The sequence below is a fragment of the Myxococcus sp. CA056 genome, assembly GCF_013336715.1.
Classification (GTDB): domain Bacteria; phylum Myxococcota; class Myxococcia; order Myxococcales; family Myxococcaceae; genus Myxococcus; species Myxococcus llanfairpwllgwyngyllgogerychwyrndrobwllllantysiliogogogochensis.
Genome location: NZ_JABUMT010000010.1, coordinates 46386 through 67992 on the forward strand (window position 1 = coordinate 46386; position 21607 = coordinate 67992).

Consider the following 21607-nt stretch of genomic DNA (forward strand, 5'->3'; position numbering starts at 1 on the left):
TCTCAGCCCCTTCCGCCTGACTTGCGCGACGCGGGCTTCTTCGCGGCAGAGGCCCTCTTCGCCGAGGTGCCCTTCTTCGCCACGGCCTTCGTCGTCGACTTCTTCGCGGCAGCGGCCTTCTTCGCCGGAGCCTTCTTCGCCGCGGACTTCTTCGCGACAGCGGCCTTCTTCGCCGGAGCCTTCTTCGCGGCAGCGGCCTTCTTCGCGGGGGCCTTCGTCGCCGCCGCCTTCTTCGCCCCAGCGCTCTTCTTCGCCGAAGCCTTCGTCGCCGCCTTCGCCACCGCGGCCTGCTTCACCAGAGTCGTCTTCACATGAGCTCCCTTCGCACTGCCTTGCTTCGTGGGAGCACTCTTCACAGCAGCGCTCTTCGCCCGCCCCAGCTTCGCGGCGGTCGCCTTCACCACGGCGGCGGTACCCTTGGAGAGGGTCTCGCGCACCTTGGCAATCGCGGCCTTGGCCACGGACTTGTTGCTCGCGCCCTTCGCTCGGGGCGGAGCCTCGACATGCAGCTTTTCGGTGCGACCGGTGAACAGCACCTCCGCCACCGAGTCCATCAGCGCCGGCATGCCCTCGCCCGTGGCGCAGGACACCGGGTACACGCGGATGCCGCGCTCGCGCAGCGCCTCGCGGAACGCCTCCAGACGCGCCTGCGCATCCGGCAGGTCCAGCTTGTTGGCGGCGACCACCTGCGGCCGGCTCGCCAGCTCCGCGCTGTACTTCGCCAGCTCACGGTTGAGCACGTCGAAGTCGTGCAGCGGCTCGCGGCCCTCACCCTCCGCGCCCATGTCGATGAGGTGGATCAACACCTTGCACCGCTCGACGTGGCGCAGGAACTGGTGCCCCAGACCCACGCCCTCGCTGGCGCCCTCGATGATGCCGGGGATGTCCGCCATCACGAACGACAGGTCGTTCTTGTACTGGACCATGCCCAGGTTGGGGACCAGCGTGGTGAACGGGTAGTCGGCGATCTTCGGCCGGGCCCGGCTCACCCGCGAGATGAACGTGCTCTTGCCCGCGTTGGGGAAGCCCAACAGGCCCACGTCCGCCAGCAGCTTCAGCTCCAGCCGCAACGTGACTTCCTCGCCCTTCGTCCCGTCCTGGGCGAAGCGCGGGGTCTGCCGCGTCGAGGTCGCGAAGTTCATGTTGCCCAACCCACCCCGCCCGCCCTTGGCCGCCACCCAGCGCTGGCCCGGCTCGCTCAGGTCCACCAGCAACTCTTCGGTGTGGTGGTCCTTCACCAGCGTGCCCACCGGCACGCGGAGGATCATGTCGTCGGCCGCGCGACCGTTGCAGTCGCTGCCCATGCCGTGTTCGCCATTCTTGGCGCGGTGGTGCTGCTGATAGCGGTAGTCCAGCAGCGTGGTGAGCTGGGGGTCTCCCACGAAGATGACGGAGCCACCGTTGCCGCCGTCTCCTCCATTGGGCCCACCGCGCTCGATGAACTTCTCACGCCGGAAGGACACGGAGCCGTTACCGCCATCGCCCGCCTTCACGAAGATGCGGACCTCATCGACGAACTTCATGAAAGCGTCTCCTGAAAAACGCAGAGCGGGCCGCCTCGCGTCCTGGGCGCCGGAAAGGGCGCGTGGACTGGAGAAGCGACCCGCTCGTGGATGCCTCGCGGCGACCGGCCCTGTGAGGCCGGGTTACCGTCAGGCGCTGGCCTGCTCGGCGGCCGGATAGACCGAGACCTTCTTGCGGTCGCGGCCCAGGCGCTCGTACTTCACGATGCCGTCCACCACCGAATAGAGGGTGAAGTCGCGGCCGAGCTTCACGTTCGACCCCGCGTGGATGACCGTGCCGACCTGGCGAACCAGGATGCTGCCAGCCGAGACTTCCTGGCCGCCGTACACCTTCACGCCGCGGTACTGCGGGTTGGAATCGCGACCGTTTCGCGAAGAACCCTGTCCCTTTTTATGGGCCATGACACCTTGCTCCTGAAGTTGAGGTGAAACCGTCCGGACTAGCCGGAGATGGAGGTGACCTTCACCTCGGTATACGGCTGGCGATGGCCACGGCGACGGGTCCAGCCCTCCTTCTCCTTGCGGAAATGGAGGACGCGGCGGTGCTTGTCCTGCGCGAGCACCTTGCCCACGACGCGAGCGCCGGAGACCGTGGGACGGCCCACCTTGGGGCTATCCGTGCCGCCCAGCAGCAGGACATCGGTAAAGGACACCTCGGCCCCGATGTCGCCGGTAATCTTCTCGATCCGGAGGACATCGCCCTCGGCGACGCGGTACTGCTTTCCGCCCGTGCGAATCACTGCGTACATCGTCTAACCCCTGTCAGCTTCGGGTTGGGTCAACCCGTGGAATCGGCCGCGCATTTCGGACGGACGGACCGCCCTGTGGCGCAAAGGACGGCCGGATTTACGGGAGATGCCCTGGGGAGTCAAGACGGTTGCTGGATCATCTCGTCCGGCAGTCCAGATTGCCCCTGGGAAAGGGCGACCCTACCTGATGGTCCGGCCAGAGCAAGCCCGGCCGATCACCGTCCAACCAATCTGACTGTCCCCCGGGGGGGAATTCCACAATGAAGAAATTCATGTTCGGCCTGATGGCCGCCGTCACCCTTTTGTTCGGCGCCGGCTGCGGCGGAAACGCCTGCGATGACCTGGAGGACGCGAACAAGGCCCTGGAGGAGAAGGTGTCGGCCTGCGGCACGGATACGGGGGGTGAGGAGGAGGACACCTTCGACAAGGGCGTCTGCGAGGACGCGCTGGATGCCTGCTCGGACAGCGACAAGGACCGGCTGAGCGACCTGGCCGACTGCATCCAGGATCTGCCGGACTGCAGGGTGGGCAGCGAAGTGGAGTGGATTGACCAGTTCAGCGACTGTTTCGACCGCACCGAGGGCATCAGCGCCACCTGCGCCGCCGCCGCTGGCGGGTAGTCGCCCGCTCCTCGCGCTTCACCGGGCCCGGTCTTCCGTCAGGAAGGTCGGGTCCTGTCGTTGGTGCGCTCCGAGGCGCCGCGAGCATCCAGCGCCCGGCGGACGGTGCGGTAACGGTGGTGGAGGCTCGACTCGAGCGGGTCCAGCGCCAGCCCCCGCTCGTAGGTCTCCAGGGCACGCGACAGTTGCCCTTCACGCTCCAGCGCGGAGCCGGAGAGATAGTGCACACGCGCCATCCCCGCGGACTGGGGCCTGCGCGCGAGGAACTCCCGCCGGAGGGAATCGAGCTGCTCCGACGTGAGCCCCGCCTCCAGACATCGGGCGACACCTCGGTGATTGCCCCGCCAGGCGTCATACAGCGCCCGCTGAGTCACCGTGCCCAGGACGTCTCCGGCCTCATGCAGCCGGCCCAGCACCGAGTCGAGCAGCAGGCACTGCGAGGGTGACAAAGGCCGCTGGCGCAGCGACTCCAAGGAGCCACGGGCCTCGCGTGTGCGGGTGCGCAGGGCGCCCATTTCCAGGTCAGGGGGCACGGCCAGCACCGCGTAGTGGTCCCCCGCGAGCCGCGTCCGGTACGACTCCAGCACGTGCGCGGCTTCCGCGTCGTCCGCCATGGGCACGAGTGGAGGAGGTGGACGGCGGTTGGGACCTGCTCGCAGGAGCGCGTCCACGGAGGCCTTGAGCGCCAGCGTGGCTTCGACGAACTGGACGCCGAAGCCCGTGGCCATGCCCCAGACGCGAGCCTGTTCCTCCGGAACGTGGCGCACCACCTCGCAGACGACGGACTGCGGCCCGGAGTCCAGCTCCAGCACCATGGGCAGCCGCGCGAAGATGGGTGGCAGCACCCCCTCGCTGCGCAGGAACAGCCCTCCGCGCGACAGGTCCGAGCCCGTCAGCCACACCGGCGTCTCCCCGGGCCGCAACACCACGCGCACCGGCAGCTCCACCGTGCGTGCCCTCGATGAAGGAGTCCCACTCCCGAGGGCTGCGCCCACGCTCGGAACACCGCCACGACTCGCGACGGACATCGGCACGAGAGCCTGCGCGGACGGTGCCCCCATGCCGACAGGGTCGCCCACGCGCGGAGCTCCCTCTCGGCTCGCGATGGCCACTGGCGCAGGCGGCGTCCCCAGGCCGACGGGAATGACCACGCGCGGAGCGCCCTCTCGGCTCGCGATGGCCACTGGCGCAGGCGGTGTCCCCGTGCCGACGGGCATGCCCGTGCGGGGACCAACCTCACGACTCGCGATGGCCGCTGGCGAAGGCGGTGTCCCCGCGCCGAACGGCATGCCCGCGCGAGGACCCACCTCACGACTCGCGACGGCCACTGGCGAAGGCGGTGTCCCCGCGCCGACGGGCATGCCCGCGCGCGCGGCGCCCTCACGACTCGCGACAGGCCCCGGAGGAGCCAGACGCGGAGGCGCTACCGGCGCACTCCGCGGAGGCGACGAGGCCCACCCCGGAGACACGGGCCGAGGCGCCGGCGACCAGGGCGCCATGGCGTCCTCCATCACGACGATTTCCGGTGAGATAGCGGGAGGAACCGTCCTGACGGGCGCTGGCGGAGTCCCGGGAGGACGCGCCGGCTTCGTGCGCGCACGCGCCTCTTCCGCCAGCGCTCCCTCCAGGGCCGCGCGCAGGATGGCAGCCGTCGCGTACCGCTCCTCGGGCGCCTTGGCCAGGGTCCGCAGGATGACCCGCTCCAACGCCACGGGGACCGCCGCATGCACCGAGCGAGGCGGCGGCGGCGCCCGCATCTGATGGGCCACGAGCTGCGCCGTCAGCCCCTCGTCCTCGAAGGGCAGGCGCCCGGTGACCAGCTGATAGGCGATGACGCCCAACGCATACAGGTCCGCGCGCCCGTCCACGCGACGACTGAGTGACTGCTCCGGGGCCATGTACTCGGGTGTGCCCACGATGATGCCGGCGTGGGTCTGCGGCATGTTCGCATCCGCCAGCTTCGCGATGCCGAAGTCGAGCACCTTCACGAAGGGCGTGCCCCGCCCGCGCCGCACCAGGAAGATGTTGTCCGGCTTGAGGTCGCGGTGGACGATTCCACTCAAGTGCGCGGCCTGGAGCGCGTCGCACACCTGCGAGAGCACCGACACCACCGCCGGTGCGGGCAGCGGCGTGCCGACCCAAGCCGACAGCGGCGCGCCGTCCAGGTACTCCATGATGAGGTACGGCCGGGGCGGCCCCGCGTTCAGGTCGAAGATGCTGACGATGTTCTCGTGGCCGATGACATTGACGGCCCGAGCCTCCGCGTGAAAGCGCTGCACCAGCTCCGGGTACATGGCCAGGTGCTCGTGCAGGACCTTCACCGCCACCCGACTGCCGATGGACACGTGCTCGCCCAGGTACACCGTCCCCATGCCGCCGCGCCCCAATCGGCGCACCAGTCGGAAGCTGCCCAGACGAGCGCCCACCAAGGGGTCTGCTTCCTCGCTCGCCACGGGGCACCTCGGCCTGGGCGCCGGCCCCTCTCCTTCCGCGCGAACCAGTGTCGAGCAAGACGTCGCCGACCCATGTCGCTGGCCGCACGCCTCGCACGCATCACCGCTGCTCACCTCGGCCATGCCACTCCCCCGGGCCTGCCCTGCTAATCTGGACATTCCCGTCCCGAGCTGACCACTGGCGGCCCGCGAGGATGTCGGCTGGTGTGACGCAAGCCAGCGCCGCGGTACATGAAGACGGTCCGCCGGCCGACGCTGTCGATGCCGACAATCCATCACGCTCGATTAGAGTGCGCAGCCCATGTCCGGAACCTCACGCCGCATCCCCCTCCTCGACCTGTCCCACTACCGAAGCGGCACACCCACCGAGCGCGCTCGTTTCGTACAAGTCTTCGGTGAGGGGTTGAGGGAGTTCGGCTTCGTCTCCATCGTCGGCCATGGCATCGACGACGCGCTCATCCGCCGCACCTACTCGGACGTGGAGCGACTGTTCCAGCTCCCGGAGGACGTGAAGACGCGCTACGCGGTGCCGGAACTGGCGGGCCAGCGCGGCTACACCGGCTTCGGCAAGGAGCACGCGAAGGACCGCAAGGTGGGGGACCTGAAGGAGTTCTGGCACGTGGGCCGCGAGCTTCCAGCCGGCCACCCGTACCTGAAGGACTACGGCGCCAACGTGTGGCCCGGGGAAGTGCCCTCCTTCCGCGAGAACACCCTGTCGCTCTTCCGCGAGCTGGATGGCGCCGCCGGCGTCATGCTCCAGGCCCTGGCGGAGTTCTTCGGCGTGGCGCGCACGACGTTCAGTGACATGGCCACCGACGGCAACTCGGTGCTGCGGCTCATCCACTATCCGCCGCTGCGCGAGCGCTTCATCCCGGGTGGAGTCCGCGCCGCCGAGCACGAGGACATCAACCTCATCACCCTGCTGTGCGAAGGCACCGCGTCCGGCCTGGAGCTGCTCACGCGCGACGGCGAGTGGCTGCCCGTGGACACGCTGCGCGGGCAGATTGTCGTGGACTCCGGCGACATGCTCAGCCGCGTGACGAACGAGGTCATCCCCGCCACCACGCACCGGGTGGTGAATCCGAAGAGCACGGACGAGGACACGGTCCGCTACTCGCTGCCCTTCTTCGTGCATCCGTTCTCGGACTGCGTGCTCAAGCCGCTGCCCAGCACCGAGACGCCGGACAACCCGGCCCGCCACGCGCCCATCACCGCGGGCGCCTTCCTGCAACAGCGTCTGCGGGAGAACGGACTCTTGAAGTAGGCACACGCTTCCGCCCGGTGGACGGCGCAAGCTCGCGCCCCACCGGTTGCCCTGGCCCATTCGTGGACGACGCCCTCTCCCCCACGCACGTCGAGCTGTTCGCCCTCCAGCCCCGAATCGCGCTCGAGGACTACGCGTCCCCCGCTGCCTTCACCGCGAAGCACCGTGCGCTCGCGGCACGAATCGATGGCCTGCGGGCGCGCGACACCTCTGGCCGTCCTCTTCATCCCGCCCTCGCGGTGTGGCCAGAGCTGGTGGGCGCGCCGCTGGGGATGATGGGCCACCTGCCCCGCGTGCGGCGCCACACGACGACTCGAAGCGCCATGCGGCGAGTGGCGCTGGCCGAGTGGGGGCCAATGTGGCGCGCCTGGAGAACACTCCAGCCTCCGACGCGAGAAGAGTGCCTCTACGCCGCGCTCGCCGCCCGCGTGCATCGCGTGGTGCACGAGACGTTCTCCGGCATCGCCCGGGACTTCGGCCTGTGGGTGGTGGCGGGCAGCGCGTTGCTCCCGGACAACAGGCGAGGATTCGGCACCCCGGACTTCGAGCCCCGAGGCGCGCGCACGTACAACACCAGCCACACCTTCAACCCCGAGGGCCACTGCGTGGCGGTGACGCGCAAGGTGAACCTGGTGCCCGGGCGCGAGGACGTGCTGCACCTGAGCCCCGGACGGCCCGAGGACCTGACCGTGCTCGCCACACCCTTCGGCCGACTGGGAACGCTGTTGGGCTACGACGCCTTCCGAAAGCCCCACACCACGAAGGAACCCTGGTTCGTCCCCTGCGCGCAGTACCTGGACGCCTTGGGTGCGGACATCCTCGCCCACCCATCCGCCAACCCGTGGCCGTGGGACTCACCGTGGCCCTTCGACTCGACGGGAGACAACCCACGCGCGGGAAGCGAGCAGTGGTTCGACGAGGGCCTTGCCTCCCAGCTCTCCAGCTTCCGCCGGGTCCGCTACACCGTGACGGCCCAGCTCGTAGGAGGCCTGTTCGACAACCACTTCGAGGCGCCCTCGCTCATCCTCGAACGCACGGACGATGCACAGCCACGGGTGCTCGCGCGCGCGGAGAACCCACGGGACGAGGACGTGCTCCACGTCACCGTGCCCGCGTGTCCCGCGTAATCAGTCGCCGAGCTTCTTCTTGAGCAGCTCGTTGACGAGCGCGGGGTTGCCCTTGCCCTTCATGGCTCGCATCACCTGGCCCACGAAGAAGCCGAACACCTGCTTCTTGCCCGCGCGGTACTTCTCAATCTCGCCCGCGTTCTTCGCGAGGATGTCGTCCACCACGGCCTCGATGGCACCCGTGTCGCTCACCTGAGCGAGGCCCTTCTCCACGATGATGTCCGAGGCCGAGCGGCCCGTGCGGAACATCTCCGCCAGCACGTCCTTGCCCGCATTCGCGGACACCGTGCCCTGGTCCACCGCGCCCAGCAACTCCGCCAACTGCACGGGCGTGAAGCGCACCGAGGTCACCGTCGAGCCCTCTTCCTTCAAGAGCCGCAGCAGCTCCCCGAGGAACCAGTTGGAGAGCTTCTTCGCGTCGGGGTAGCGCTCGGCGCACGCCTCGAAGAAGTCCGCGAGCGGGCGCTCCGCGGTGAGGATGCGCGCGTCATACGCGGGCAGGCCGTACTGACTCACGAAGCGCTGGAGCTTCGCGCGAGGCAGCTCCGGTAGTTCGTGGCCCACCGCCTCGATGACCTCCGTCGTCACGTGCAGCGGCGGGAGATCCGGCTCCGGGAAGTACCGGTAGTCGTGCGCGTCCTCCTTGCTGCGCATGGAGCGAGAGACGCCCTTGTTGACGTCCCACAGGCGCGTCTCCTGGTCCACCTTCCCGCCGGACTCGATGACATCCACCTGCCGCGAAATCTCGTACTCGATGGCCTGCTTCACGAAGCGGAACGAGTTGAGGTTCTTCAGCTCGCAGCGCTGGCCATAGGTGTCGGAGCCCTTGGGCATCACCGACACGTTGGCGTCGCATCGGAAGCTGCCCTCGTCCAGGTTGCCGTCGTTGACGCCCAGGTACACGAGCACGTCGCGCAGCGCCTTGAGGTACTCCACCGCCTCGTCCGCGTCGCGCAGGTCCGGCTCGCTGACGATTTCCAGCAGCGGCACGCCCGCGCGGTTGAGGTCCACCAGGCTCTGCCCCCCGCCCGCGTCATGCACGCTCTTGCCCGCGTCCTCCTCCATGTGGATGCGGCGCACGCGGATGAGCTTCTCGCCCTGCGGCGTGTCGATGAGCAGCTTGCCGTACTCGCAGATGGGCAGGTCGTACTGCGTAATCTGGTAGCCCTTGGGCAGGTCCGGATAGAAGTAGTTCTTCCGGCTCCACACGCTCTTCGCGTTGACGCGGCACTCGAGCGCCAGGCCCGTACGGATGGCGAAGTCGACGACGCGCTCGTTGAGCACGGGCAACACGCCGGGCATGCCCAGGCACACCGGACAGGTGTTGCGATTGGGCTCCGCGCCGAACGCGGTGGAGCAGCCGCAGAAAATCTTCGACTGCGTGAGGAGCTGCGCGTGGACCTCGAGGCCGATGACGGGCTGGAAATCGCTCACGGGCATGGCGGTGTCACCGATGCGGACCTCGTGCCCTAGACGGGCGCGAGGCGGCGGAAGAAGTCGTGCTCGCGCTCGAAGGCCCGAGCGATGCGCAAGAGGAGGGCCTCGTCGAAGGCCCGTCCCAGAATCTGGAGTCCCACCGGCAGCCCCGCCTTCGTGAAGCCGCAGGGCACCGACAGGCCCGGCACGCCCGCCAGGTTGCAGGGCAGCGTGTAGACGTCCATCAGGTACATGGACAGCGGGTCATCCACCTTCTCGCCCAGCTTGAACGGCGCCACTGGGGAGATGGGGGCCACCAGCGCATCCACCTCCTGGAAGACGCGCGTGAAGTCCTCGCGGATGAGGGTGCGGACCTTCTGCGCGCGCAGGTAGTAGGCGTCGTAGTAGCCGGCGGACAGCGCGTAGGTGCCCAGCATGATGCGGCGCTTCACCTCCGGCCCGAAGCCCCGCTCGCGCGTCAGCGAGTACAGCTCCTTGAGGCCGCGCGCGTCCTTGGCCCTGAGGCCGTAGCGCACACCGTCGTAGCGGGCCAGGTTGCTGGACGCCTCGGCGGGAGCGATGAGGTAGTACGTCGCCAGCGCGTACTTCGTATGCGGCAGCGACACGTCCACCAGCGTCGCGCCCAGGCGCTCATACTCGCGCAAGGCCGCGCGCACGGAGGCCTCCACTTCCTCCTCCATGCCCTGGGCGAAGTACTCGCGCGGCACGCCCAGCTTCAGCCCGCGCACGCCCTGCTCCAGCTCCGCCGAATAGTCCGGCGTCTTCACCGGCGCGGACGTGGAGTCCCGTGGGTCATGCCGCGCCAGGATTTGAAGCAGCGCCGCCGCGTCCGACACCGTGCGCGTCATCGGCCCGGGCTGGTCCAGCGACGAGGCATAGGCGATGACGCCGTAGCGCGACACGCGCCCATACGTGGGCTTGAGGCCCACCGTGTTGGTGAAGGCCGCGGGCTGGCGGATGGAGCCACCCGTGTCCGTACCCAGCGCGCCGAACACCTCACGCGCGGCCACCGCCGCCGCCGAGCCTCCCGAGGAGCCTCCCGGCGTGCGTGTCACATCCCAGGGATTGTGCGTGGGGAAGTAGGCACTGGACTCATTGGAGGAGCCCATCGCGAACTCATCCAGGTTGAGCTTGCCCAACAGCGGCAGGCCCGCCTCGCGCAACAGGCGCACCACCGTCGCGTCCAGCGGCGGCACGAAGCCCTCCAGCACGCGCGAGCCGGCGGTGGTCTCCAGCCCCTCGGTGAGGAAGAGGTCCTTGAGGCCCACGGGCACGCCGTCCAGGGGACTTGCCGGAGTGCCCGCATTGCGGCGCGCATCACTGGCCTCGGCGGCGGCCAGGGCACCGGCCTCGTCCACGCGCAGGAAGGCGCGAATCTTCGGGTCCACCCGCTGGATGCGCTCCAGACACGCGCGGGTGGCTTCCACGGAGGACACCTGACCCGCGGCCAGCTTCTCCGCGAGCTCCAGCATCGTCAGGTCCGTGAGCTGCATGACGTGGGGCTCCCCTCGGACTACTCGATGATTTTGGGCACCGCGAAGGACGTGCCCGACTTCGCCGGGGCGTTGGCCAGCGACTTCTCGGGAGGCAGCGAAGGCCGCGTCACGTCCTCCCGCAGGAGCGAGGCCGTCAGCGTGGCGTGCGACGTGGGCTCCACGTTCTCCACATCCAACGACTGCAACTGCGTCACCGCGTCCAGCACCGCCGACAGCTGCGTGGACAGGCGCTGCTCCTCCTCGGGAGTCAGCGCCAGCCGCGCAAGCGTGGCCACATGTCGCACCTGCTCGAGCGTGAGGGCCATGCGTGGAGCCTCCGACCGCGAGTGACTACTTGCGCTTGAAGAGGTTCAGGATGGCGCCCATCACCTTGCCACTGCCCTCGTGGCCGTGGTGCGCCATCAACTGCTCCAGCTCACCGGAGTCCAGGAAGACGCCGCCGCAGTTGAAGCACGTCTCCAGCTCGATGTTGCCCTGCTTGAGCGTCTGGAGGTCCATGCCGCACTTGGGGCACTTCATCCAGTGGAGCTTCTTGAGGTCCTCGCGCTGCTTCTCCGCCGTCTCCGCGGCCTGCTGGAGCGCCAGCTTGCGCTTCTTTTCGATGTCCTCCCGGGCGAAGTACTCTTCCTCGCTCGAGGACGGCTTGTCGGTGTCTGCCATGGCGATGCTCCTCCAAGAAATCGTGGCGGCACCATACCCCCTCTGGTGGAGGGTGCAGCCGAAATGTAGGCCCCGTGTCCGGCACCTTCCGCCCGGGCTGGAGCGACTGCCGGAAAATTGACCAGACCCCCTCCCTCCCTACACTCGCGACGGGCATTGCTACAGCCCGCTACGCGGCTGAGACGCGCAGAGGGAAGAAGGTCATGACGGCGAAGAAGGGTCGGGCGGAAAAGGCGGTACTCTCCCGTCAGGAGATCGCGACGCGTCGCAAGGCGCTCGCGGACAAGCGACGGAAGGCGGGCGCCGAGGGAGGCGACGGCAGCGCGGGGCGTGCCATCACCGGCGTGTTCCTGCTCGCGGCGTCGCTCTTGTCCCTGTTGGCGGTCGCCACATTCGACGCCCATGACAGGGTCGGACCGGGCTTCCGCAACGCGGTGGGCCCCATGGGCCACCTCATCGCGGAGACGCTGCGAGGGATGCTGGGCGTGTGCGCCTACCTGGCCCCCGTAGGTGGGCTCTACACGGCCATGGTGCTCTTCGTGGGCAGCCGCGAGCGCAAGCGGGGTCCTCAAATCATCAGCCTCGTGCTGCTGACCGTGAGCATCTCCGTCCTGGCGCAGCTCATGTTCGCCGGGGACAAGGGCTGGGCGCACCCGCCGGGTGGCGCGCTGGGCGCCGGCCTGGGTGGGGTGATGGAGGGACTGTTCTCCACGGTCGGCACCGTCATCCTGGTGACGGCCATCAGCGCCGCCGCCCTCATCGTCGGGACGCAGTACACGTTCTTCAAGCTGTGCTCGCTGGTGTGGGCGGGCCTGAGCGTGCTGGGCCGCCGCGTCGCCGAGTCCGCGAACGTCTTCTGGGAGGCCCAGAAGGCGTCCTACAAGGTCCGTCAGGAGCGCGCCGCGGAGGAGAAGCTGGAGGAGGCCGCGTTCCTCGCGCAAATCGAAGCGGATGAGGAAGAGCTGGCCGAGGCCGAGCGCGCCGCCGAAGAGGCCGAAGCCGCCGAGGCGGAGGCCATGGCCGAGGAGGCCGTGCGCCTGGCCCGGCAGAACGAGAAGGAGCAGGCCCTCGCCGCGAAGCTGGCCCTCAAGGACGGTCGCGAGAAGGGGGAGAAGCGCAAGGCACTGCCGCTCCCCGCCGAGACGGACTCGCTGCCGCCCACGTCCTCGCCGGCCCTGCCCGCCGACAACAGGCTCGCGCTGCGCGCCGAGAAGCGTCCCGCGCCCGGAGCGGACCCGGCCTGGGCCGCGTCGTTCCTCGCGCCCGCGCCCCACTCCACCCCGATTGTCCCCGAGGGTGTCGAGCCCCCGAGGAGCCGCCGGAAGACTCCGAACATCGTCACCGGTCCGGGCACGCCGCCCGTCGCCGCGCTGCCGGAGAGCCACGAGCCCGCGCCCGCGGCCCCCATCATCGCCGCGCCGGCGCCTCAGCCCGTCGCGCAGGCCCCTGCCCCGGCTCCCGCGCCCGCCACCCCGGCGGCGGCGCGCATGCCGCTCATCGTTGCGCCCAAGGCGCTGGCCGCGCCCACCGGAAAGAAGGCCCAGGACCAGTTCGAGTTCGTGGGTGACCGCAAGAGCTTCTCGCTGCCGCCGCTGGACGTCCTGGAGTGCGACAAGCAGGAGCGCTCCGAGCTGGACAAGGACGCCTTCCTCTCCACGGCGGAGAAGCTGCGCGCGAAGCTGGCCGACTTCGGCATCGTCGGCGAGGTGGTGGAGATTCGTCCCGGCCCCGTCGTCACCATGTACGAGTTCCTGCCGGGACCGGGCATCAAGGTGAGCAAGATCGCCGCGCTCGCGGACGACCTGGCCATGGCCATGGAGGCGATGCGCGTGCGCATCGTCGCGCCCATCCCCGGCAAGGGAGTGGTAGGCATCGAGGTTCCCAACAAGGACCGGGAGACCGTCTACCTCAAGGAGATCGCCGAGCAGGACGCCTTCATCAAGAGCGCCAGCAAGCTGACCATGTGCGTGGGCAAGGACATCGAGGGCATGCCGTATGTCTTCGACCTGGCCAAGGCGCCCCACCTGCTCATCGCCGGCACCACCGGCTCCGGCAAGTCGGTGGCCGTCAACTCCATGATCATGAGCATCCTCCTCAAGTCCACACCGGAGGAGGTCCGCTTCATCATGGTGGACCCGAAGATGCTGGAGCTCTCCATCTACGAGGGCATCCCGCATCTGCTCCTGCCCGTCGTGACGGACCCGAAGAAGGCGGCGCTCGCGCTGCGCTGGGCCGTGGAGGAGATGGAGCGCCGCTACCAGCTGCTTTCCGAGGCGGGCGTGCGCAACATCGCCGGCTACAACAAGCTGGTGGAGAGCTCCGCCACCGAGGTGAAGGGCGCGTCGGGCACTCCCGAGGCCGCCCCGAAGAAGAAGTCGAAGCCCAAGAAGATGCTCGTGCTCGACGTGGAGGGCGGCGACAAGCCCGCCTCGAGCGGGGACGGACTGGGCGTGGCCGTGCCTCGGGACGACGACGAGCTGCACGAGGCGCAGGGGTCCGACGCGCCGGACGAAGTGCCCGAGGTGGAAGCCGAGGCCGACGACGAGTCGGACGTGCCCTTCGTCTCGGCAGGCGACAAGCCGGAGAAGAAGGAGCTCAAGAAGCTGCCGTACATCGTGGTCATCATCGACGAGCTGGCGGATTTGATGATGGTGGCCAGCCGCGAGGTGGAGACCTACGTGGCGCGCCTGGCGCAGATGGCGCGTGCGTCCGGCATCCACCTGATGGTCGCCACGCAGCGTCCGTCCACGGACGTCGTCACCGGCGTCATCAAGGCGAACTTCCCCACGCGCATCAGCTTCATGCTGCGCTCCAAGCCGGACTCGATGACGATTCTGGGCACGGTGGGCGCGGAGGCCCTGCTGGGCATGGGCGACATGCTCATCATGCCGCCCACGAGCGCGCACCTGCAGCGCGTGCACGGCGCCTACGTGTCGGAGAACGAAATCAAGAAGGCGGTGGACCACCTCAAGGCCCAGGGCAAGCCTGTCTTCGACGAGTCCATCCTCAAGCCGCGCGACGAGGACGTGGAGTCTGGTGGCGAAGAGGACGAGCTGTCCGACGAGCTGTACGACCAGGCGCTCGCGACGGTCAGCGAGATGCGGGCCGTCTCCATCTCCATGCTTCAGCGCAAGATGCGCATCGGCTACAACCGCGCCGCTCGAATGATTGAGCGCATGGAGCGCGACGGTGTGGTGGGCGCGGCGGATGGCGCCAAGCCCCGCGAGGTACTCATCCGGGGTGTGGGCGACATGCCCGGCGCCGGAGCCATGTAGGGCCGCCAGGAAAGCGGCCCCGATTGTTCATCGTGGGGGTGTCCGGAGCGGTCCGGGCGCCCCCTCTTCGTTTCCCCCACCTCACGACAGCCCAGGTGAGCGCCCATGATTGTCGCCATCTCCCGCTTCCGCCCCGCCCCTGAGGAGGCCGAGCGCCTGATTGCCCGCTTCCAGGAGCGCGCGCGGCGGGTGGACACCCATGACGGGTTCCTGGGGCTGGAGGTGCTGCGGTCCTTCGAGCGCTCGCCGGAGCTCCTGCTGGTGACGCGCTGGCGGGACAAGGAGGCGATGCGGAGCTATTTCCAGTCGGAGGACTTCCGGCGCGCCAAGGAGGCCAGCGCCGAGCAGGACGGGGCGACGTTCGCCATCTACGAGGTGGTGGGCACCTGAGGCGTCTTGTGGGTTCCCAAGCAGTCCCAGGTCGTCTAAGGGCGGTGTCTTATGGCTGAACGCATCGCCCTTTTCGCCACCACGGCTCGCGGCACCGAAGACCTTCTCGCGGACGAGCTCAAGGAGCTTGGCGCGCGCCGCATCCGTCAGGACCGCGGTGGAGTCCGCTTCATGGCCTCGCTGGACGAGGCCCTCATGGTCTGCCTCTGGTCCCGCATCGCCATGCGCATCCTCTACCCGCTGGGCACCTTCGAGGCCCACGGCGCGGAGGGCCTGTACGAAGCCGCCGCGAGCGTCCCGTGGGAGGAGCACCTGACGCCCACCACGACGTTCGCGGTGGATGCCACGCTGAAGGACAGCGAGCACAGCCACTCGGGCTTCGTGGCGCTCAAGGTGAAGGACGCCATCGTCGACCGGATGCGCACCAAGGTCGGCACGCGTCCGGACGTGAACACGAAGAACCCGGACGTGAGCGTGGTCGCGCACCTGTCGCGCGAGACGCTGTCGCTGTCGTTGGACCTGTGCGGCGACGCGTTGAATCGCCGGGGCTACCGCGTGCGGCCCACCGTCGCGCCGCTCAAGGAGACGCTGGCCGCCGCCGTGCTGCGCGCCGCGCACTACACGGGCGAAGAGGCGCTGGTGGACCCGATGTGCGGCTCCGGCACGCTGCTGATTGAAGGCGGGATGATGGCCCGTCGCCGAGCGCCCGGACTCAACCGCGACTTCGCGGTGGAGCGCTGGCCCGTCATCGGCCCGCGCGCGAAGGAGCTGCTCGTGGACCTGCGCGCGGATGCCCGCCGCAACGAGCGCAAGGTGGAGGTCCCCATCTGGGGCTTCGACAAGGACCCGGAGGCCCTGGAGGCCGCCCAGCGCAACGTGCAGGCCGCACGGCTGTCGGAGGAAATCATCCTCGCCGAAGCTGACGCGACAGACCTGCCGCACCTGCCCGCCGCCAGTGGCCTGCTGCTCACCAATCCGCCCTATGGAGACCGGCTCACGGGCTCCGGCGGACAGAAGGGCATGAAGAGCTTCTATTACAAGCTGGGCGAGTCCCTGCGCGTGCCAGGCTGGCGCGTCTGGGTGCTCTCCGGCAACCCGGCCTTCGAGAGCGCGTTCCATACGCGTCCCTCCGCGCGCCGGGAGATGTGGAACGGCCCCATCGAATGCACGTTGCTCGGCTACCGGGCCGCGGGCAGCAGCCACCTGGACGAAAACTCAGAAGCGCCGCTCCGTGCGCCGAAGCAGCCGGCCAATGTTGCTCCGGTGCGTCCACAGCATGAGGGCGAAGAGGACAGCTGAGAGGCCGGTGTACTCCGGGGCCCGGGCGGTGAAGGCCGACGTGCCCACCGCCGTGGCTCCGGCCGCGAGCGAGCCCAGGGAGCTGACCCGCCACACCGCGAAGAAGGTGATGTACGCGGCACCCGCGGCCAGCGCGGCCAGCGGAGCGAGCACCAGCAGCACGCCCAGCGCGGTGGCCACGCCCTTGCCGCCGTGCAGCTTGAGCCACACCGGATAGACGTGGCCCAGCACCGCGGCCAGGCCCACCAGCACGTGCACCGTGGGAAGGTCCGGCACGAGCTGCAGCGCGAGCGCGACGGGCAGCGCGCCCTTCACCGCGTCCAGCACGAGCACCACCGCGCCCAGCTTCTTGCCCGCGACGCGGGTGACGTTGGTGGCGCCGATGTTGCCGCTGCCGCTCTGGCGCACGTCCACGCCACGCAGCCATCGCGTCAGCAGGACACCGAAGGGAATGGAGCCGGCGAAGTAGCCCAGCAGGACGAGCGCGAAAGTCACGACCCCACGCTATAGCAGCAGGTGGGGGAAGCGCGTCTTCACCACCACGTAGGCGTAATTCACCAGGAGGATGGCGGGCATCACCATCTGGAACACCTTCCACTCCCGGGGCGAGAGTCGGATTTCGGGGATGGGGACGGCGAAGACGAGGTGCAGCACCGTCACCACGACCGCCAGGGCGAACAGGAAGGCGGCCACCGTCCCCAGGGGGTTGGCCTCCCAGGCCCCCTCGAAGTTGAAGTGGGCGAAGCGGTCGGCTGCGCGCGTCAGCCCACAGCCGAGGCAGGGCCAGCCTGTCCGCTCGCGCAGCACACAGCCCCAGAAGGGGATGAGCTTCGCCACGGGGATGTACCGGGCCACGAGCAGCCCCACGAGGCCGATGAGCCCCAGGTAGTCCACGGTGCCGAGGCGTCGATTGCGAGGAGGGAGGAAGACCTTCATGCGCGCCTCGCCCAGAGGTGTGCGGGAGTCCCACTCTAGTACGGGCGCCGCCTTGCCGGGGCAACGAGTTTTGGCTAAGCGAGCGAGTCATGAACTCGCTCCGCACGTCCCTGATGCTGCTGGTCGCTGTTCCCCTGATTGCGTTCGCCGGCGACAAGACGCCCGCCAAGGACAAGGCCGCGGCGGCCGACTGTCACCACCCCGCCGAGGCCGCCAAGGCAGCGCCCAAGCCCGAGGCGACCGCCGCCGCGGCACCCGCCGCCGCGCAGGAGAACTGGAAGCTCACCCGGGGCGAGGCGCTCAAGGGCGCATCTCCCGTGAAGCTCGCGGACCTGCTGGCGAAGCCCCAGCCCCATGATGGCAAGACGGTGCGGCTCGAGGGCACGGTGCGCAAGGCGTGCGAGAAGAAGGGCTGCTGGATGGAGCTGGCGACGGACCCCCAGGCCAAGGGGCCGGGCGTGCGCGTGACGTTCAAGGACTACGGCTTCTTCGTCCCGCTGGACTCGGCGGGCTCGCAGGCGCGCGTGGAGGGCGTGGTGAAGGTGGCGGAGCTGAGCGAGGGCCACGCGTCGCACTACGAGGCGGAAGGCGCCATCGTCCCGCGTGGCACTGACGGCAAGCCGCGCGAGGTTCAGCTCGTCGCGACGGGCGTTGAGCTGCGCCGCTAGGACATGGCGCGCAGCTTCAGCATGAGGGGCGTGCAGGGCGCGGCGGACCGCGCCGTGCAACACGCTCGGACGTGGTTGCTGGAGACGGAGCCGGGCTCGCGCGTGCATGACGTGCAGTCGGACCCGCGCTTCCAGCACCGTGGCGTGGACCTCCTCTGGGAGCTGCCGACGGGAGAGGTGCGCGGCATCGAGGTGAAGGGCGACCGCAACGCCACCCGACGCCGCTACTTCTTCGAGCTGGTCTCCAACCTGGAGAAGGACACGCCAGGCTGCTTCCTCTACAGCGGCGCGGACCTCCTCGTGTACGTCTTCCTCTCGCAGGGAGAGCTGCACGTGATGCCCCTCAAGGCAGTGCGTGACTGGTTCCTGCCACGCGCGAAGGAGTACACGCTCAAGCACGCCTTCACCCAGACAGGCGCCATCCGCTACACGACGGTGGGCGCGGTGGTGCCCACGCGAGACGTCGTGGAAGGCGTGCCCCGGGTGCTCAAGATTCCGTTGAAGCGCTCGACGCCCCTGGCGACCCAGGAAGTCGCCGCGCTGGAAGGCGAGGTCGCCTCGCCGGATTCACCTCCGACGACGGCGCTGACGGAGGGCGGCGGCGAGACCTCCGCCGAGCAAGCGACCGCGCGGGCCGAGGAGGCCGCGACCTCTCCAAAGAAGAAGGCGCGGCGCAAACAACCGGCGAGTCAGGCGCGGAGCCCGGGCTCGAACACCGCCGAGTAGAGCCGCTCCAGGGCACATCGACGGTCACGAGGGCATCCCTCGCCGACTTCGTCGCGAGCTCACCCGTTCGCCTGAGGGACTTCGCGGGGCAGTATGACGAGAGCAATACCTCGTCGCATGCGCCTCGCGAGCCCATCACGGTCGCCGGAGGCGCCTCGCGGTGGGGTGCGCCGCGAGCGACTCCTCATCGCATGCGCCTCACCGTCTTCGCGTTCACGGATGCCTCTGGAGGCGCCGGTGGCGCGCCCTGCCCTTCTGGGCGCGACGCGCGAGCACTCGCCCGCGCGCCGCGAGGTGCTGGCTTCAGCGCCCGTGACGGTGACGGGTGTGGCCGGGATGGATGCGGTCGTGCTCCGCATTGAGGCGGTCGGCCGTGCGCACCAGGTCCAGCAGGGAGACGCGGTCGTTCTGCGCCTTGTAGACGTGCTCCAGACGGGGAACGAGGTCCAGCGCCAGGTGCAGGTCCTTGGTCGACTCGGCCCACTCCAGCAGCATGCGGCCAGCCGAAGCGGCGGGACCATTCGCCTTCAGGTGGATGAGGCCGTCCACGGCCAGAATCCGAGCGATGGGCGTACGCGCCGTGTCCTCGGTCAGCTTCACCAGGTCCGACACGGCCGCGTCCTGCTCGCCGCGCGCCGCGCGCACCATGGCGCGGGAGATGCCCTTGCGGTCCGGCAGGAAGAACTCCTCCAGGTCCGCGAACGACTCCGCGTGAGCCCCGTGCCCCGAACGGGCGAGCGTCTCCGCGAGGCTGTCGAACAGCTCCGCGTCCTTCTCCGAGAACGGCGCCAGCGCCTCCTGCATGAAGCGCTCCTGGGGCCCGCCCTTGTCATCCACGGGCAGTCGCGCGCGCAGGCCGTTCATCTTCTCGAAGGCCGGAGCCACCGGAGCGTCCGCCGCGCCGTTGAGCAACTGGAGCAGCGACTTCATGAGCGAGGCGAGCGTATCCGTCAGCTCGTACGGCGCCACGCGGTCCGGCAGCCAGCGGCGCCACAGCTCCACCGGCGCCGCCACCACGAAGTCCTTGAAGGGGCCCGTGCCCTTCCACTGGGCCTTCCACTGTTGGGCGATGCCCAGCGGGAAGGTCGTCTCCGAGAGCTTTCGGAAGTCCTCCTCGGCCACGGGAATACCGTAGTGACCGAGCGTTCCGACCAGGGCCTCCGTCGAGTACTCCTTCAGGCCCTTCTGCTGCCACGCCTTGTCCACACGCTGCGCGCTCACCTGGTTCTCCGCTGCCCCTGGGCGCCGGCCATCGGCGCATGCGGACTTCTAGCGGAAGCGGAGCCCGCAGTGCAGCGGCACTTGCACCTCCCCGTCACGCGGCGGACGCGGGGGGCGCCATCTTCGGGACGGTGGGCCAATGGACGGGGTTGCGCCGCCCGTCCTCCACCCGACGCGCCAGATAGGGCTCACAGCCCCGGGCCTCGAAGGCCTTCTTCCAGGCCGCGAAGCTCCCCCCAGCACGCCAGGCGTCCATCGCCGCCAGCCCACCCTCCGGGCCACATTGGGCCAGCATGTACTCCACCCACGCCCATCGGGCGGACGTGGGACGCACCTCGGCGCGTCCACGCAGGCCCTTGCGCAGCCTCTCCAGCCGATTCTCGACCTCCTTGATGCCCGCGAAGGGTGCCCCGTCCAGCGGCGTGTTCCGCTTGGCCACGAAGGGTGCCACCCCCAACGCCACGGGAAGGATGCGAGACAGCTCCGAGGTGAAGCGGATCAATTCGTCGATGTCCTCGTCCCCTTCGAAGGGAAGCCCCACGACGTTGTAGACCTTGAGCTGCTTCATGCCCGCCGTGCGGGCGTACCCCGCCGCACGGACAATCTGTTCCTCCGAGTGCTTGCGGTCCACCATGTCCCGCATGCGCTGCGAGGCCCCGTCCGCCGCCACCGTCAGGTTGGTCGCCCCACCCCGGCGGAGCTGATCCACCAGCTCCTGCGTCAGCCGATCCGCCCGGAGTGACGACACCCCGACTTCCTTCCCCGCGTCCACGAGCGTGCGCAGCAGTTCGACGATGCGCGGATGATCCGTCACCGCCGCGCCCACCAGGCCCACCCTCCGGGCGTGCGCGGGGATCAGCGACAGCACCCGCTCTGGAGGCACCGTGCGCATGCCCCCGTTCGTCGTGCGGCGCATGACGCAGTAGTGGCAGCCGCGCGAGCACCCCCGCTCCGGCTCGATGAGGAACATCGAGCGCAGCTCGGTATGCGGGGTGATGATCTGCGTGCGAGCAGGCAGCCTCGAATCCGTGGCCCGAGCCACGTGGTAGCGCTGGCCTCCGCGCCCCGGCACACGAAAGCCAGGGATGCGTGCCAGGTGGTCCAGCAGGGCCTCGCGCTCCATCGTGGCCGCCGCCTCCACCAGCACGTGCATGAGGTCTTCCGCCTCGCCCTGGACGAGCACGTCCACGAAGGGCTCCAGCGGATCCGGGTTGGAGAACGTCAGGGGCCCTCCCGCCACGACCAGGGGATGGCGCCCATCCCGGCGCTCCTCCGCCAGCACGGGCAGCCCCGCCAACTCCAGCATCGTGAAGAACCCCGTCAGCTCCAGCTCATACGCCACGGAGAACGCCAGCATCGCGAAGCTGGAGACCGGAGCCTGGGACTCCCAGGTGAACAACGGTGTCCGGGTGCGCTTGAACGCCTCCACGTCATCCGGAAGGAAGGCGCGCTCGGCGGTGGCACCCGGGTGCTCGTGAACCTCCCGGTAGATGGCCTGGAAGCCCAGCGAGCTCATCCCCACGTGGTAGGGGCTCGGGTAGCAGAGGGCCACACGGAAGGGAGCCTCCTTGTAGAGGGTGCCTTCTTCGTCGTCCAACAGCGAGCGGACGTGGTGGATGAGTGAGTAACGGCCCTCCATGTTCCTCCAGACAGAAACAACCCTGACAGACAGGTACAGCCCATCAAACACCGCGGCCCCGTCAGTCCACTCCTTGAGGAGGGCTGGCGGGGCCGCGAGGCGCCACCTGTCAGGTGGCGCTGTT

20 protein-coding genes are annotated in these 21607 nt (G+C 69.2%); 8 read left to right on the forward strand and 12 right to left on the reverse strand.

Annotated features, from left to right (window positions below; genetic code table 11):
- Positions 1-2 precede the first annotated feature (2 nt).
- From obgE to rplU, 3 genes are all read right to left on the reverse strand, one after another.
- The gene (obgE, locus tag HUA76_RS31175; RefSeq protein WP_174462888.1) at positions 3-1523 is read right to left on the reverse strand and encodes a GTPase ObgE; all 1521 of its coding nucleotides are present in this window, start codon (positions 1521-1523) and stop codon (positions 3-5) included.
- A 129-nt stretch (positions 1524-1652) separates the two neighbouring features.
- Positions 1653-1925, reverse strand: a complete 273-nt coding sequence (gene rpmA / locus HUA76_RS31180) for a 50S ribosomal protein L27 (RefSeq protein WP_141646505.1) — start codon at positions 1923-1925, stop codon at positions 1653-1655.
- A 38-nt stretch (positions 1926-1963) separates the two neighbouring features.
- Positions 1964-2272, reverse strand: coding sequence for a 50S ribosomal protein L21 (rplU, locus tag HUA76_RS31185; RefSeq protein WP_141646506.1), 309 nt, complete (start codon positions 2270-2272; stop codon positions 1964-1966).
- A 260-nt stretch (positions 2273-2532) separates the two neighbouring features.
- On the opposite strand from rplU, the gene HUA76_RS31190 reads away from it, so the two are divergent.
- The gene (locus HUA76_RS31190; protein ID WP_141646507.1) at positions 2533-2892 is read left to right on the forward strand and encodes a hypothetical protein; all 360 of its coding nucleotides are present in this window, start codon (positions 2533-2535) and stop codon (positions 2890-2892) included.
- A gap of 38 nt (positions 2893-2930) precedes the next feature.
- Here the strand turns inward: HUA76_RS31190 and HUA76_RS45735 are convergent, their stop codons facing one another.
- Positions 2931-5468: a protein kinase gene (locus tag HUA76_RS45735; protein ID WP_254614600.1), complete on the reverse strand. Its 2538-nt coding sequence runs from the start codon at positions 5466-5468 to the stop codon at positions 2931-2933.
- A gap of 178 nt (positions 5469-5646) precedes the next feature.
- Between HUA76_RS45735 and HUA76_RS31205 the strand changes: the two genes are divergently transcribed.
- Together HUA76_RS31205 and HUA76_RS31210 are read left to right on the forward strand one after the other, a co-directional pair.
- Positions 5647-6609, forward strand: a complete 963-nt coding sequence (locus tag HUA76_RS31205; RefSeq protein ID WP_174454823.1) for an isopenicillin N synthase family oxygenase — start codon at positions 5647-5649, stop codon at positions 6607-6609.
- Between the two features lie 62 nt (positions 6610-6671).
- On the forward strand, positions 6672-7736 hold the full coding sequence (locus HUA76_RS31210; RefSeq protein ID WP_174462889.1) for a carbon-nitrogen hydrolase family protein: 1065 nt from the start codon (positions 6672-6674) through the stop codon (positions 7734-7736).
- Here the strand turns inward: HUA76_RS31210 and gatB are convergent, their stop codons facing one another.
- The 4 genes from gatB to HUA76_RS31230 are packed head-to-tail and all read right to left on the reverse strand — an operon-like array spanning position 7737 to position 11329.
- A complete protein-coding gene (gene gatB / locus HUA76_RS31215) occupies positions 7737-9176 on the reverse strand; it encodes an Asp-tRNA(Asn)/Glu-tRNA(Gln) amidotransferase subunit GatB (protein ID WP_174462890.1) in 1440 nt (479 codons plus the stop codon).
- A gap of 29 nt (positions 9177-9205) precedes the next feature.
- Positions 9206-10666: an Asp-tRNA(Asn)/Glu-tRNA(Gln) amidotransferase subunit GatA gene (gatA, locus tag HUA76_RS31220; protein ID WP_174462891.1), complete on the reverse strand. Its 1461-nt coding sequence runs from the start codon at positions 10664-10666 to the stop codon at positions 9206-9208.
- A gap of 20 nt (positions 10667-10686) precedes the next feature.
- On the reverse strand, positions 10687-10974 hold the full coding sequence (gene gatC, locus HUA76_RS31225) for an Asp-tRNA(Asn)/Glu-tRNA(Gln) amidotransferase subunit GatC (protein ID WP_141646512.1): 288 nt from the start codon (positions 10972-10974) through the stop codon (positions 10687-10689).
- Between the two features lie 25 nt (positions 10975-10999).
- On the reverse strand, positions 11000-11329 hold the full coding sequence (locus tag HUA76_RS31230) for a zf-TFIIB domain-containing protein (protein ID WP_141646513.1): 330 nt from the start codon (positions 11327-11329) through the stop codon (positions 11000-11002).
- Positions 11330-11532: 203 nt separating this feature from the next.
- Between HUA76_RS31230 and HUA76_RS31235 the strand changes: the two genes are divergently transcribed.
- The 3 genes from HUA76_RS31235 (at position 11533) to HUA76_RS31245 (ending at position 16293) form a co-directional block, all read left to right on the forward strand.
- On the forward strand, positions 11533-14604 hold the full coding sequence (locus HUA76_RS31235; protein ID WP_174462892.1) for a DNA translocase FtsK 4TM domain-containing protein: 3072 nt from the start codon (positions 11533-11535) through the stop codon (positions 14602-14604).
- Between the two features lie 105 nt (positions 14605-14709).
- Positions 14710-14994, forward strand: coding sequence for an antibiotic biosynthesis monooxygenase (locus tag HUA76_RS31240; protein ID WP_141646515.1), 285 nt, complete (start codon positions 14710-14712; stop codon positions 14992-14994).
- 51 nt (positions 14995-15045) lie between these two features.
- Positions 15046-16293, forward strand: coding sequence for a class I SAM-dependent RNA methyltransferase (locus HUA76_RS31245; protein ID WP_141646516.1), 1248 nt, complete (start codon positions 15046-15048; stop codon positions 16291-16293).
- Here the strand turns inward: HUA76_RS31245 and plsY are convergent.
- Together plsY and HUA76_RS31255 are read right to left on the reverse strand one after the other, a co-directional pair.
- Complete coding sequence (gene plsY / locus HUA76_RS31250; protein ID WP_141646517.1) at positions 16210-16788, reverse strand: glycerol-3-phosphate 1-O-acyltransferase PlsY; 579 nt, start codon at positions 16786-16788, stop codon at positions 16210-16212. The two genes, HUA76_RS31245 and plsY, sit on opposite strands and share 84 nt — an antisense overlap.
- A 9-nt stretch (positions 16789-16797) precedes the next feature.
- On the reverse strand, positions 16798-17229 hold the full coding sequence (locus HUA76_RS31255; RefSeq protein WP_141646518.1) for a DUF2752 domain-containing protein: 432 nt from the start codon (positions 17227-17229) through the stop codon (positions 16798-16800).
- 89 nt (positions 17230-17318) lie between these two features.
- On the opposite strand from HUA76_RS31255, the gene HUA76_RS31260 reads away from it, so the two are divergent.
- Together HUA76_RS31260 and HUA76_RS31265 are read left to right on the forward strand one after the other, a co-directional pair.
- Positions 17319-17897 carry a DUF4920 domain-containing protein gene (locus HUA76_RS31260; RefSeq protein ID WP_174462893.1) on the forward strand — a complete coding sequence of 193 codons (579 nt, stop codon included), beginning with the start codon at positions 17319-17321 and terminating at the stop codon, positions 17895-17897.
- Positions 17898-17900: 3 nt separating this feature from the next.
- On the forward strand, positions 17901-18623 hold the full coding sequence (locus tag HUA76_RS31265; protein WP_254614601.1) for a hypothetical protein: 723 nt from the start codon (positions 17901-17903) through the stop codon (positions 18621-18623).
- Between the two features lie 303 nt (positions 18624-18926).
- Here the strand turns inward: HUA76_RS31265 and HUA76_RS31270 are convergent, their stop codons facing one another.
- Together HUA76_RS31270 and HUA76_RS31275 are read right to left on the reverse strand one after the other, a co-directional pair.
- Positions 18927-19844 (reverse strand): hypothetical protein, encoded by a 918-nt coding sequence (locus HUA76_RS31270; RefSeq protein ID WP_174462894.1) that lies wholly within the window; start codon positions 19842-19844, stop codon positions 18927-18929.
- Between the two features lie 94 nt (positions 19845-19938).
- Entirely contained in the window at positions 19939-21483 is a 1545-nt protein-coding gene (locus HUA76_RS31275; RefSeq protein WP_141646520.1) for a radical SAM protein, read from the reverse strand.
- Positions 21484-21607 lie beyond the last annotated feature (124 nt).

Excerpts from the sequence above, each read along its gene's own strand:
- gatA (WP_174462891.1), bottom strand. The coding sequence starts at position 10,666 with ATGCAGCTCACGGACCTGACGATGCTGGAGCTCGCGGAGAAGCTGGCC.
- HUA76_RS31205 (WP_174454823.1), top strand. The coding sequence starts at position 5,647 with ATGTCCGGAACCTCACGCCGCATCCCCCTCCTCGACCTGTCCCACTAC.
- HUA76_RS31265 (WP_254614601.1), top strand. The coding sequence starts at position 17,901 with ATGGCGCGCAGCTTCAGCATGAGGGGCGTGCAGGGCGCGGCGGACCGC.
- rplU (WP_141646506.1), bottom strand. The coding sequence starts at position 2,272 with ATGTACGCAGTGATTCGCACGGGCGGAAAGCAGTACCGCGTCGCCGAG.
- HUA76_RS31240 (WP_141646515.1), top strand. The coding sequence starts at position 14,710 with ATGATTGTCGCCATCTCCCGCTTCCGCCCCGCCCCTGAGGAGGCCGAG.
- gatC (WP_141646512.1), bottom strand. The coding sequence starts at position 10,974 with ATGGCCCTCACGCTCGAGCAGGTGCGACATGTGGCCACGCTTGCGCGG.
- HUA76_RS45735 (WP_254614600.1), bottom strand. The coding sequence starts at position 5,468 with ATGGCCGAGGTGAGCAGCGGTGATGCGTGCGAGGCGTGCGGCCAGCGA.
- HUA76_RS31255 (WP_141646518.1), bottom strand. The coding sequence starts at position 17,229 with ATGAAGGTCTTCCTCCCTCCTCGCAATCGACGCCTCGGCACCGTGGAC.
- HUA76_RS31245 (WP_141646516.1), top strand. The coding sequence starts at position 15,046 with ATGGCTGAACGCATCGCCCTTTTCGCCACCACGGCTCGCGGCACCGAA.
- HUA76_RS31230 (WP_141646513.1), bottom strand. The coding sequence starts at position 11,329 with ATGGCAGACACCGACAAGCCGTCCTCGAGCGAGGAAGAGTACTTCGCC.
- HUA76_RS31275 (WP_141646520.1), bottom strand. The coding sequence starts at position 21,483 with ATGGAGGGCCGTTACTCACTCATCCACCACGTCCGCTCGCTGTTGGAC.
- HUA76_RS31260 (WP_174462893.1), top strand. The coding sequence starts at position 17,319 with ATGAACTCGCTCCGCACGTCCCTGATGCTGCTGGTCGCTGTTCCCCTG.
- HUA76_RS31235 (WP_174462892.1), top strand. The coding sequence starts at position 11,533 with ATGACGGCGAAGAAGGGTCGGGCGGAAAAGGCGGTACTCTCCCGTCAG.
- HUA76_RS31190 (WP_141646507.1), top strand. The coding sequence starts at position 2,533 with ATGAAGAAATTCATGTTCGGCCTGATGGCCGCCGTCACCCTTTTGTTC.
- gatB (WP_174462890.1), bottom strand. The coding sequence starts at position 9,176 with ATGCCCGTGAGCGATTTCCAGCCCGTCATCGGCCTCGAGGTCCACGCG.
- rpmA (WP_141646505.1), bottom strand. The coding sequence starts at position 1,925 with ATGGCCCATAAAAAGGGACAGGGTTCTTCGCGAAACGGTCGCGATTCC.
- obgE (WP_174462888.1), bottom strand. The coding sequence starts at position 1,523 with ATGAAGTTCGTCGATGAGGTCCGCATCTTCGTGAAGGCGGGCGATGGC.